Here is an 11,351-nt window from a genome sequence, read left to right as displayed (position 1 = left end):
GTTTGCAGCGATCCTGTCATGCCGCTGCGCGACATCACCGACAGGCCGCGTGATCGGGAGCGGACCGACACAATGAAGTGACAGCCTGCTCGCCACCACGCATCGCGTTTGATCGGCTACATCGCGCAGTGGGCTCTGCAAGGATTGCAGCCTGCGAGACTACAGCCTCGCTCAGCCACGCCCTGCGCGCGCTTACGCCCCCGGCGCGCGCTTGCGCGCCTGCAGCGTGGTCTTGATCTGGCGGCCATCCTGCAGGGTGAAGGTCACCGGCACCTGCGCGCCTTCGTGCAGCGGCGCACGCGCTTCCATCAGCATCAGATGCAGACCGCCCGGTGCAAGCGGCACCGACCTGCCGGCCGGCAACGCCAGCTCCGGCACCGCGCGCATGCGGCTGACACCGTTGGTCTGCGTGGTCTCGTGGATGGACACATCGGCAAACGCGCTGCTCCTGGCCGCGGTGACCTTCGACGGCTGCGCACAGCCGTTGTGGAACTGCCCGAATCCCGCTGCCATGCCCATGCCACCAGGCGGCGGAATGCGGATCCAGCCATCCTTGAACTCGGGCAGGCACTGCGCGCCAGCGCCTGCACTTGCCAGCATCACCAACGCACCCAGCAGCACGCGTCCCTGCATGCGCCGCCTGCTTCGACTGCCGTCTATCATGACCCAACCTCCAGGAGCCCCGAATGAGCATCCAGATCTTAGACCATGGCCGTCTTCGCGAAATCCGTCTGGCGCGCCCGCCGGTCAATGCACTGGACAGCGCGTTGTGCCAGGCGCTGAGCGTTGCGGTGCAGCAGGCCGGCGAGGAGACCGACGGCATCGTGCTGTCGGGCAGCGAGCGGATCTTTTCCGGTGGCATGGACGTGCCGCACCTGCTGGCGCACGGCACCGACCGTGCCGCGTTGCTGGCCAGCTGGACGGCCTTCTTCGAGGCCGCGCAGGCGCTGGCCAACAGCCGCGTGCCGGTGGTGGCGGCCATCGGCGGGCATGCGCCGGCCGGCGGCTGCGTGCTGGCGCTGTGCTGCGACTACCGGGTGATGGCGCGCAGCGCCGATACCGCCAGGCCCTATGCGATCGGCTTGAACGAGGTGCAGGTGGGCCTGGCCGCACCGGAAGGCATCCAGCGCCTGTTGCGCCGCGTGGTCGGTGCGCACCGCGCCGAGCGCCTGCTGATCTCCGGCCAGTTGCTGCCTGCCGAACAGGCGGTCACGATCGGCCTGGTCGACGAACTGGTCGATGGCGACCTGGTCACCGCCCGCGCGGTGGCCTGGCTGCAGGAGCTGCAGCAGCTGCCACGCCAGCCGATGCTGACCACGCGCGCGATTGCGCGGGCCGATCTGCGCGCGGCGCTGGCACCGGAGCTGATCCAGCTGGAGCGCTTTGTCGACGGCTGGTACGCGCCCGATGCACAGGCTGCCTTGCACGGCCTGGTCGCGCGGCTGCAGAAGGCCTGAAGCCACTACCGGCACGGCGCGCACGGGTGGCCCGCTATAATCGCGGTCCGTCGCACGCCCAGGCCAGCCCCTTGTCCGCCACTGCTGAACCCGTCGTCTCCGAACTGATCAGCCTGCTGTCGCTGGAGCGCCTGGAAGACAACCTGTTCCGCGGCCAGAGCCGCGATATCGGTACCAAGTACGTGTTCGGCGGGCAGGTGCTGGGCCAGGCGCTGGCGGCCGCGCAGGCCACCGTGGACAACGGCCGCCAGGCGCACTCCCTGCATGCTTATTTCCTGCGCGCCGGCAACATCGACCACCCGATCGTGTACGACGTCGACCGCACCCGCGATGGCGGCAGTTTTTCGGTGCGCCGGGTCACCGCGATCCAGCACGGCAAGGTGATCTTCTTCTGCGCGGCCTCGTTCCAGCAGCGCGAGGACGGCGCCGAGCATCAGTCGGTGATGCCGGTGGTGCCGCCGCCCGAAGACATCGAACCCACTCCGCCATTGGCAGCGGAGGTGCTGGAGAAGCTGCCTGCCAAGGTGCAGCGCTGGCTGTCGCGTGGCGGCCCGTTCGAGTTTCGCCATGTCTTCCCGCGCGACGAACTCAGGCCGCCCAAGCGCCCGCCGTTCCAGCAGATGTGGCTGCGCCTGAGCGACCCGGTCGGCGACGACGTGGGCCTGCACCAGGCCTTGCTGGCATATGCCTCGGATTTTCAGCTGCTGGGCACCTCCACGTTTCCGCACGGCATCAGCTACTACACGCCGAACGTGCAGATGGCCTCGCTCGATCACGCGCTGTGGTTCCACCGCCCGTTCCGCACCGACGACTGGCTGCTGTATTCGCTCGACAGCCCCACCGCGCAGGGTTCGCGTGGCCTGGCGCGCGGGCAGTTCTTCACCCGCGATGGCGTGCTGGTCGCCAGCACCACGCAGGAAGGCCTGATCCGCGTGGTGCCCGACGGCAGTACGATCGCCGTGCCGGCAAACGACGTGCCATGTTGATGTCTCCACTGCGTTGGCCGTGCATCGGCATGCCGGTTGCCGCGTCCACCTTGCGGCGCGGATCGATGCCCCTGGCTTTCCTCTTCTTCAGCTCGGACACGCGCCCTCGCCATGCGCTGTGTTCGGCAATCGCCGGCACCCCTTAAGCATGCGCAAGATCTTCAGCAGTCAACGTATCGAAACCGCCGAAGGCGTGGCCGATCTCCTGCGCAACGCCGGCATCGACGTGCGCATGAGCAACGGCCGCTCCTACGAGAGCAAACGCAGCGGCCAGTTCAGCTACCTCGAACAGGGCAACGCGCAGGCCTACCCCACGGTGTGGATCGTGCACGCCGACGACCAGCCGCGCGCACGCGACCTGCTGCGCGACGCACGCCTGCTCGACACCACCCGCCGCGATCTGCCGAATGTGGAATACACCTTCCGCGACGGCGAAAACGGCTCCAGCACCAACGCGCGCAGCTGGGCCTGGCGCATCCGGCTGGTACTGCTGCTGGTGATCGGCGCGGTGGCCATGTTCGTGGTGCTGCGCCATCGCAATGCGCCCGACGCAGTCGGGCCGGCGGCACAGCCGGCAGCACGGCAGGCGCCTGCCGCCACCACGGCGCCGCCAGCCGCAGAGGACGAAGAAGTGCGCGTGCGGATCCAGCCGGCGCGCTGAGCGCGGCCAGCCAGGGTGCAACGCGGCCACCCGTCGCTGCGGTCGGCGCGCCACCACCATCCCCCCGGTCACATCCGGCGCTCGCATGCGTCATGCTGGAACCAGGACATGGATTGCGCCGATGCATACCGACACGCTGGAGCTGATGCTGCAACACGAATTGCCGGTCGCTGCCGCCGGCTGCCAGCAGGCGTATGGCCGCATCGTGCGCGCCTGCCAGAACACGGTGACCGCCATCGCGCTGGCGATCACCCGGGATATCGCCGCCAGCGAAGACATCGCCCAGGAAGCCTTCCTGCGCGCCTGGCAGCGACTGGCACAATTGCATCAGCCAGCCAGTTTCCTGCCCTGGCTGCGGCAGATCACCCGCAACCTGGCGCGCGACTGGCTGCGCGCCAACCGGCATCGTGCACTCAGCGGTGAAGCGGCCGAGCTTGCGATCGCCATGGCCGCCGACCCGGCCCCCTCGCCCGCCGACCATCTGCTGCAGGTGGAAGAAGAGATCGCCGCGCTCGACATCATTTCGGCATTGCCCGAAGAAAGCCGCGAGACGCTGCTGCTGTACTACCGCGAAGGCCAGAGTTCACGGCAGGTCGCCGCACTGCTCGGCCTCAGCGACGCGGCCGTGCGCAAGCGCCTGTCGCGGGCGCGGGCCAGCGTGCGCGGCGAGCTGTTGCGCCGGTTCGGCGAATTCGCGCGTGGCAGCGCGCCCAGCGTGGCCTTTGCCACTGCGGTGACCTCGGCAACCCTGCTGGCCGCGCCCGGGACGGCGAGCGCGGCCATCGTGCTGACGGGCATGGGTGGCGCGGGCAAATTAGGCGTGAGCGGGCTGACCGGATCGGCACTGGGTGGGGGCGGCGCCGCGGGTGCGCTGAGCCTCTGGCTCGGCATGCCGGCGCTGTTCGCCGCTGGCGCCGTGCTGGTTGCTGGAGTCGGCACGTACTGGTCGTGCTGGTATCTGCTGCGCTTTGCGCAGACCGCCGCCGAGGCCGCCGCGATTCGTCGTTTCCTGCACGCCACCACGCTGACATCGGTGCTGGTGGTGGGCAGCACGCTGCTGTTGAAACATCTGGATGCGGGTGCGTGGGCGTCGCTGCTGATGCTCTGCGCAGGCATGGCGGTGCTCAACTATCAATCCATCCGGGTGCTGCCCCGCGTCATGCGCCCGATGCTGGAACGCGATGCGCAACGACGCGGCAGCACGCATGCACCGCTGCTGTATCGCTGCATGTTCAGCCCGGGTGCGACGCTGGTGAGCACCGCGGCAGTCATGCTGCCCATCCTGCGGCACTACATGACGCTGGGGATGCCCTGATCCCGACGTGACGTCACCGCCGCAGGCACCAATGGCGAACATGTCCAATCAACAAAAAACGGCCCCCTGCTTGCGCAGGAGGCCGTCGGTCGATCGGCGCCTTGTTGCGTAGTGCGGTTTACATGCTGCAGAGGATGCGGGGACTGCCCCGGTCGCAGCACTGCGACCGGATAACGCTGCCGCGACGGGATGAACTCAGTTGCCCGCAGCAGGCTTGGCCGGCATCGGACGCTTGCCGTGCTCGCCATGCTCGCCCGGACCGCGCGGGCCATGCTCGCCACGCTGCTTGGATGCGGCATCGAACTCGGCCTTGCTCAGCTTGCCGTCCTTGTCGGTGTCGGCCTTGGCAAACCACGCGTCGCGATGCTGCTGCATGCGCAGTTCACGGTCGGCGCGATCGACAAAGCCGTCCTTGTTGACGTCCATCTCATCGAAACGCGCAGCGAACTTGGGCTCGGCCTTGGCTTCCTCGCGGCTGATGCGGCCGTCCTTGTTGGTATCGAGCTTGCTCATCCATTCACCACGTCCACCACGCCCCGGGCCGCGATGATGCGGGCGCTCATCGCGCGACAGCTTGCCGTCCTTGTTGGTGTCCAGGGTGTCGAACTGGGCGGCCAGCTTGGGGTCGGCAGCGGCTTCGCTGCGGTCGATCATGCCATCGCCATTCTTGTCCAGCCTGGCAGGACGCGGCGCATCGCCGGCGGCAGGCGGGGCGGCGAACACCGCGCCGGTGGACAGGGCAGCCAGCACGGCCAGTGCGAGAAATGGTTTGCGAGACGTCATGGGAAACTCCTGGGATGTGGGAACCACACGCGGCACCTGCATGGGCCGCATCGCGTGGGTGGCGCATCCGGATCCACCGTGCGCTGCCACCAACACCCACATCAACGAGCCATCGGCGCGCGCGTTGACGCGGCGACCGGGCGTATTCATCCGGCGGACAGTCGCCGCTGTTGCGACGCGCAGGCGCTATCCTGACGCCATGGCCATCCACGCCGACACCCATGACGACCTGCGCCTGTTCCAGACGGGCGAGCATGCCTGTGGCTACTGGCCCGACCGCCGCGCACGCGACCTGGTGCTGGATCCGCACGATCCGCGGCTGGGCGCGATCTATCCGCAGGCCCTGGCATGGGGATTCCGTCGCTCCGGCGATCTGGTCTACCGGCCGCATTGCGAACATTGCCGCGCCTGCGTGCCGGTGCGCATCGCGGTGGATGCGTTCCGCCCCGATCGCAGCCAGCGCCGCTGCCTGGCGCGCAACACGGACCTGGTGGTGCGCGTGGTCGCCGCCGAACGCACCGACGAACAACTCGCGTTGTATCGGCAGTACCTCCAGCACCGCCATCCCGGCGGCGGCATGGACGAACATGGCGCCACCGAATTCGACCAGTTCCTGATCGGCGGCTGGTCGCATGGACGCTTCCTGGAAATTCGCGAACCCGCAGTGGCGCACGCGCCGGGGCGACTGCTCGCCGTTGCGGTCACCGATGTCACCGAGCATGCGTTGTCGGCGGTGTATACGTTCTACGCACCGGATGCCACTGCGCGCAGCCTGGGCACATTCGCGATCCTGCAGCAGATCCAGTGGGCGCAACGCGAGCGCCGCGCGCATGTGTATCTGGGCTACTGGATCGACGGCCATGCCAAGATGAACTACAAGCGCCGCTTCAGCGCGCTGGAGGCCTACGACGGCCGCCAATGGCGCGGGCTTCCTGCCGCTGCACCGGAAGGTTGAACCACGCCGGGACGACATCGGCCTGTCGTCTTGCACATGCGAGAATGTGGCGATGATCAGACCTCTCTTACTGCTTGCGCTGACCGCGCTCTGCGCCGCCTGCGCACATCAGGCGACCTCTCCGGATACAAGCGCCAAGGTAACTGCCGCCTCCGCGCCAGCCCGGCTGCGCATCGCCACCTACAACACCTCGCTGTATTCCGACCAGGCCGGCGGCCTGGTGCGCGAGCTGCAAGGCGACAGCGCGCATGCACGCAAGATCGCCGCAGTGCTGCAGCGGGTACGCCCGGATCTGGTGCTGCTCAATGAGTTCGATTTCGACCCCGAGCACCGCGCCGCCGACCTGTTCCAGCAGCGCTATCTGCAGGTTGCCCAGGCGGGCGGCGGCGAGGCGCTGCGCTATCCGTACCGCTATCTGGCCCCGGTCAACACCGGCGTGCCGAGCGGCCTGGATCTGGACAACAACGGCAGCATCGGTGGCGACGGCCGCACCCGCGGCAACGATGCCTGGGGCTACGGACTGCACCCCGGCCAGTACGGCATGCTGGTGCTGTCGCGCTACCCGATCGATGCGCAGGCGGTGCGCAGTTTCCAGTTGTTGAAATGGAGCGCACTGCCGGGCGCGCTGCGGCCGACCGACCCATCCAGCAAACGATCGTTCTATCGCGATGCGATCTGGGCGCAGCTGCGGCTGTCGTCCAAGTCGCATTGGGACGTGCCGGTGCGCACGCCGCTCGGTGTGGTGCATACGCTGGTCTCGCACCCCACCCCGCCGGTGTTCGATGGCGCCGAAAAGCGCAACGTCGCACGCAACCATGACGAACTGCGGCTATGGCGCGAGTATCTGGACAATCCCAAGGACGCCGGCTGGCTGTGCGACGACCAGGGCCGCTGCGGCGGGCTGCCCGCCGATGCGCGCTTCGTCATTCTCGGCGACCTCAATAACGACCCGGTCGATGGCGCCGGCCGGCACGATGCGATCCGCGCGTTGGTCACGCACCCGCGGGTGCTGCAGTACCCCGCGCCGCACAGTGCGGGCGGCCCGGAAAAGACCGCCGAGTACGCCGCGCAAGGCGTCGCGCACAAGGGCGATGCGCACCAGGTCACCGGCGACTTCGGGCCGCAGGCGGGCACGATGCGCCTGGACTACGTGCTGCCTTCGCGCCAGTTCAGCTTGATCGGCAGCGGCATCTTCTGGCCCGCCAGCACCACGCCCGAAGCGGCCATTGCCGACGGCAGCGATCATCATGCGGTGTGGGTGGATGTGGCTGGGGAGCCGTGATTCGGGATTGGGGATTCGAAGGGTCGGGCTGTTGCTTGTGGCGTGGGGCGAATGCAGCTTGTCGCCGCAATCGCGCCATGCCGATCACCGCACTCAGGCGTCCAGTTGAACCTGTAATGCCTCGGCGGCCGTACGCGCCTTCGCGCGCGCGGCGTCGATGCTGTCCGCGCGCGCCAGGGTGACGCCGACGCGGCGGTGGCCGTCCACGCGCGGTTTGCCGAATAGACGCAACGCGGCGTCCGGGTCGCGCAGGGCCTGCGCGACATTGTCGAACACCGGGACGCCATGGCCATGGGCAAGCAGCGCGCACGAGGCCGACGGGCCGCTCTGACGGATCACGCCACCGTTCTGCGCACCGACCGGCAGGCCGAGAATCGCACGGGCGTGCAGTGCGAATTCGCTCAGGTCCTGCGACACCAGCGTGACCAGGCCGGTGTCGTGCGGGCGCGGCGAGACTTCGCTGAACCAGACCTCGTCGCCCTTGACGAACAACTCCACGCCGAACAGGCCCAGGCCGCCCAGGTCGTCGGTGATGGCTTGCGCGATCTGCTGCGCGCGTTGCAGGGCGGCCGCTGACATCGGCTGCGGCTGCCAGCTTTCGCGGTAGTCGCCATCCTTCTGCCAATGCCCGATCGGGTCGCAGAACGACGTGCCGCCAGCATGCCGCACGGTCAGCAGGGTGATCTCGTAATCGAAGTCGATGAAGCCCTCGACGATGCAACGGCCGGCACCGGCGCGTCCGCCGGTCTGCGCGTACTCCCAGGCCGCATCGATGTCCGCTTCGCTGCGCACGGTGCTCTGGCCCTTGCCCGAGGACGACATCACCGGCTTGACCACGCACGGCAGGCCGACCGCGGCGATCGCCTCGCGGTACTCGGCGGCCGTGTCGACAAAGCGATACGGCGAGGTCGGCAGGCCCAGCGTCTCGGCTGCCAGGCGACGGATGCCTTCGCGGTCCATGGTCAGCCGTGCGGCGCGCGCGGTCGGGATGACCCGCTGGCCCTGCTCGCGTTCCAGCGCGACCAGCGTTTCGGTATGGATCGCCTCGATCTCCGGCACGATCAGGTGCGGTTGCTCCTGGGCGATCAGTGCGCGCAGCGCCTGCGGATCGAGCATGTCCAGCACATGCGAACGGTGTGCGACCTGCATCGCCGGGGCGTTGGCGTAGCGATCGGCGGCAATCACTTCCACCCCGAAGCGCTGCAATTCGATCGCCACCTCCTTGCCCAGCTCACCCGAGCCCAGCAGCAACACGCGGGTGGCGGAAGGCGACAACGGCGTGCCGAGGGTAGTCATGAGCGCGGTCCAGATCGGATGGGGGGCCGCCATTCTAACGGGCCGCCATCACGACCGACGACCGAAGGCCTTGCATCGACTGATATCACTTTGATATCTTTTTTTTACTTCCCAAGGACACCGCCCTCATGAAAGAGAAACCGATCAGCTCACTGCCGGGCATCCCCGTCGTTCTCGTCGCCGCTGCGGCATTCGCCGCCGCTGTCTGGATGCTGCTCACCGGCGACGCCAAGCCTGCAGCACTGATCACCACCGGTGTGGTCGGGGCGGCTGGCATCTTCTTCCTGGCCGGCCTGTACACCCTGGAACCGAACCAGGCGGCGGTGTTGAGCCTGTTCGGCAAGTACGTCGGCACGGTCAAGGATGCGGGCCTGCGCTGGAACAGCCCCTTCTACGCCAAGCGCCGGGTCAGCCAGCGCGTACGCAACTTCGAAAGCGGCCGACTCAAGGTCAACGAACTGGACGGCAGCCCGATCGAGATCGCCGCGGTGATCGTGTGGCAGGTGCTGGATGCCTCCGAGGCGGTCTACAAAGTCGACGACTATGAGAGCTTCGTGCATATCCAGTCCGAAGCGGCGTTGCGCGCGATGGCCACCAGCTACCCCTACGACCAGCACGAAGACGATCAGATCTCGCTGCGCAGCCATCCGGCCGAGATCAGCGAGCAGCTCAAGCGCCATCTGGACGAACGCCTCACCCAGGCCGGCGTGGACGTGATCGAGGCGCGCATCAGCCACCTCGCCTACGCGCCGGAAATCGCCCAGGCCATGTTGCAGCGTCAGCAGGCCAATGCGGTGATCGCCGCACGCACGCGCATCGTCGCCGGTGCAGTGGGCATGGTGGAAATGGCCTTGTCCGAGCTGCAGAAAAACGGCGTGGTGCAGCTGGACGAAGAGCGCAAGGCGCACATGGTCAGCAACCTGCTCACCGTGCTGTGTTCTGATCGCGGGACCCAACCGGTGGTCAACGCCGGCTCGCTGTATTGAGGTGATGCAATGAATGTCATGGTGCCGTTGGTCGTCGCGCTGTCCGGCTTGCCTGCACTGGCAATCGCCGCCTCCATCGGTGCGGACGACGACGAGCGTGCGCGCGGCCTGGGGCTGCGCTGGGCCTTGATCAGCCTGGTCATCCTGGTCGGCGCCGCCTGCCTGTACTGGGCCGGCGACAACCGCGCCGGCATCTACGCGGTGGTGATCGGCATGCTGGTCGGCGTGAACGTCTTGATCGTCTCGATGGTCATGCACCTGCGCCGCCACAGCGGCCGCGGGGAGCGCGAATGAGCGAGAAGAAGGCCTATCCGCTGCGCATCAACGCCGATGTACTGGCCGCCGCGCAGCGCTGGGCCGACGACGAACTGCGCAGCCTCAACGCGCAGATCGAATACCTGCTGCGCGATGCCCTGCGCAAGGCCGGGCGCCTGCCAAAACCGCGCGATGACAAGGAACCGCAAGCATGAGCAAACGTTGGAACTATCTGACCATTGAGTTGAAACCGTCGTTTATCGGCACGATCAAGCGCGAGGACATCCAGGCCGAACTGGTCAAGCAGGGCAGCCTCGGCTGGGAGCTAGTCAACGTCCTCATGCAAACGCCGCTGAGCGCGGCGCTGCTGGTATTCAAGAAGGAACTTTGACGTCGGCGCGCCAGCGAGCCTCGGCAGCTAACGCGCAGTGGCCTCTCGTCCGCCGCGTTAGTGAAGTAGCTCGGCAGCGGTCGTCGCAAAGCGCTTGCAGCCACAGTCAACCGCCGTCGGACCAGGATGTGCCTGCGCTGGCCGCGCTGACCACTTCGGCCTACTCTGTGTCGATGCAAAGACGCCCCTTGCCGACCCTGCTGCTCAATACCCCCTCTATCGAACTGGTGCCAGCCGCCCTTCTGCAGGCACGTAGCAATGCCGACGCGCGCGTGTTGGCGCAGGCCGACTGGCTGCTGAGGCGCAAGCGCGACGGGCGTTATCTGGCCGCGCAGCTGACGCAAGGGCTGATGCCGCTGGTGCCGCGGCTGGCACGCGAGCCTGGCCTGGATGAGGCGCTGGATCGGCTGGATGCCGACACGCCTCGCTCGCCGCCTGGCGCCACCACGCTCCCGATCGACGGCCTGCAACGCCGTCTGGCGCAGTTGGGCATTGCTCAAGACGATTACGTCAGCCAGACCGGCCTGATGCTGATCGCGGAGCCGTCCGTGCTGCAGCATGCCGGCCGCGACCGCTTCGGTCGGCCGCTCTGGCTCAGCCACGGCGCGGCCCGCGCCTGGCACCACATGCGCATCGATGCGGCGCGCACGGGCATCCTGCTCGATGCGATCTCGGGCTATCGCAGTCACGACTATCAACTTGGCATCTTCGAACGCAAGTTTGCACGCGGCCTCACGCTTGCCCAGATTCTGGCCGTCAACGCAGCGCCAGGCTTCAGCGAACACCACAGCGGCGATGCACTGGATATCGGCACACCAGGCGAGCCGCCGGCCGAAGACGCCTTCGAAGCGACGCCGGCGTTCGCGTGGTTGCGTACGCATGCCGCGCAGTTCGGTTTTCGCCTCAGCTATCCGCGCGACAACCCGCATGGCATCGTCTACGAGCCGTGGCACTGGCGGTGGTCGGCGGCGTAAGCTGGCCGCG

The 11,351-nt window shown here is 67.6% G+C and carries 14 protein-coding genes; 11 read left to right on the top strand and 3 right to left on the bottom strand.

What is annotated here, in order from left to right; genetic code table 11:
• Nucleotides 1-192: 192 nt before the first annotated feature.
• Entirely contained in the window at nucleotides 193-621 is a 429-nt protein-coding gene (locus tag H7A87_RS06145) for a copper chaperone PCu(A)C (RefSeq protein WP_119129220.1), read from the bottom strand.
• A gap of 65 nt (nucleotides 622-686) precedes the next feature.
• On the opposite strand from H7A87_RS06145, the gene H7A87_RS06140 reads away from it, so the two are divergent.
• The 4 genes from H7A87_RS06140 to H7A87_RS06125 all read left to right on the top strand — a co-directional run bounded on the left by H7A87_RS06140 (nucleotide 687) and on the right by H7A87_RS06125 (nucleotide 4,419).
• The gene (locus tag H7A87_RS06140) at nucleotides 687-1,457 is read left to right on the top strand and encodes an enoyl-CoA hydratase/isomerase family protein (RefSeq protein ID WP_104582436.1); all 771 of its coding nucleotides are present in this window, start codon (nucleotides 687-689) and stop codon (nucleotides 1,455-1,457) included.
• Nucleotides 1,458-1,528: 71 nt separating this feature from the next.
• Entirely contained in the window at nucleotides 1,529-2,443 is a 915-nt protein-coding gene (gene tesB, locus H7A87_RS06135) for an acyl-CoA thioesterase II (protein WP_104582435.1), read from the top strand.
• Nucleotides 2,444-2,591: 148 nt separating this feature from the next.
• Nucleotides 2,592-3,104: a pathogenicity-like protein gene (locus H7A87_RS06130; RefSeq protein ID WP_119128900.1), complete on the top strand. Its 513-nt coding sequence runs from the start codon at nucleotides 2,592-2,594 to the stop codon at nucleotides 3,102-3,104.
• 121 nt (nucleotides 3,105-3,225) lie between these two features.
• Nucleotides 3,226-4,419, top strand: a complete 1,194-nt coding sequence (locus H7A87_RS06125; protein WP_119128899.1) for a sigma-70 family RNA polymerase sigma factor — start codon at nucleotides 3,226-3,228, stop codon at nucleotides 4,417-4,419.
• A gap of 195 nt (nucleotides 4,420-4,614) precedes the next feature.
• On the opposite strand, the gene H7A87_RS06120 is transcribed toward H7A87_RS06125, so the two are convergent.
• Nucleotides 4,615-5,202, bottom strand: coding sequence for an EF-hand domain-containing protein (locus tag H7A87_RS06120; RefSeq protein ID WP_119128898.1), 588 nt, complete (start codon nucleotides 5,200-5,202; stop codon nucleotides 4,615-4,617).
• Between the two features lie 40 nt (nucleotides 5,203-5,242).
• Here H7A87_RS06120 and H7A87_RS06115 point away from each other — a divergent pair, with 40 nt between their 5' ends.
• Together H7A87_RS06115 and H7A87_RS06110 are read left to right on the top strand one after the other, a co-directional pair.
• Entirely contained in the window at nucleotides 5,243-6,157 is a 915-nt protein-coding gene (locus H7A87_RS06115) for an arginyltransferase (RefSeq protein ID WP_104582431.1), read from the top strand.
• A 52-nt stretch (nucleotides 6,158-6,209) separates the two neighbouring features.
• Nucleotides 6,210-7,439, top strand: coding sequence for an endonuclease/exonuclease/phosphatase family protein (locus H7A87_RS06110; RefSeq protein WP_232087936.1), 1,230 nt, complete (start codon nucleotides 6,210-6,212; stop codon nucleotides 7,437-7,439).
• A gap of 93 nt (nucleotides 7,440-7,532) precedes the next feature.
• Here H7A87_RS06110 and purT read toward each other — a convergent pair whose 3' ends face one another.
• The gene (purT, locus tag H7A87_RS06105; protein ID WP_119129219.1) at nucleotides 7,533-8,735 is read right to left on the bottom strand and encodes a formate-dependent phosphoribosylglycinamide formyltransferase; all 1,203 of its coding nucleotides are present in this window, start codon (nucleotides 8,733-8,735) and stop codon (nucleotides 7,533-7,535) included.
• Between the two features lie 128 nt (nucleotides 8,736-8,863).
• Here purT and H7A87_RS06100 point away from each other — a divergent pair, with 128 nt between their 5' ends.
• From H7A87_RS06100 to H7A87_RS06080, 5 genes are all read left to right on the top strand, one after another.
• Nucleotides 8,864-9,721 carry an SPFH domain-containing protein gene (locus H7A87_RS06100; protein ID WP_119128895.1) on the top strand — a complete coding sequence of 286 codons (858 nt, stop codon included), beginning with the start codon at nucleotides 8,864-8,866 and terminating at the stop codon, nucleotides 9,719-9,721.
• Nucleotides 9,722-9,730: 9 nt separating this feature from the next.
• Nucleotides 9,731-10,015: a hypothetical protein gene (locus H7A87_RS06095; RefSeq protein WP_115676364.1), complete on the top strand. Its 285-nt coding sequence runs from the start codon at nucleotides 9,731-9,733 to the stop codon at nucleotides 10,013-10,015.
• Nucleotides 10,012-10,191, top strand: a complete 180-nt coding sequence (locus tag H7A87_RS06090) for an Arc family DNA binding domain-containing protein (protein ID WP_104582427.1) — start codon at nucleotides 10,012-10,014, stop codon at nucleotides 10,189-10,191. Before H7A87_RS06095 ends, H7A87_RS06090 begins: the two co-directional genes overlap by 4 nt.
• A complete protein-coding gene (locus H7A87_RS06085) occupies nucleotides 10,188-10,367 on the top strand; it encodes a DUF4177 domain-containing protein (RefSeq protein WP_104582426.1) in 180 nt (59 codons plus the stop codon). Before H7A87_RS06090 ends, H7A87_RS06085 begins: the two co-directional genes overlap by 4 nt.
• A gap of 173 nt (nucleotides 10,368-10,540) precedes the next feature.
• The gene (locus H7A87_RS06080; protein WP_119129218.1) at nucleotides 10,541-11,341 is read left to right on the top strand and encodes a M15 family metallopeptidase; all 801 of its coding nucleotides are present in this window, start codon (nucleotides 10,541-10,543) and stop codon (nucleotides 11,339-11,341) included.
• Nucleotides 11,342-11,351 lie beyond the last annotated feature (10 nt).

It is taken from the genome of Xanthomonas sp. CPBF 426, from assembly GCF_903989465.1.
Classification (GTDB): domain Bacteria; phylum Pseudomonadota; class Gammaproteobacteria; order Xanthomonadales; family Xanthomonadaceae; genus Xanthomonas; species Xanthomonas euroxanthea.
The sequence above is the reverse complement of the archived record's forward strand: the minus strand, read 5'-3'. Positions and strand labels throughout refer to the sequence as shown.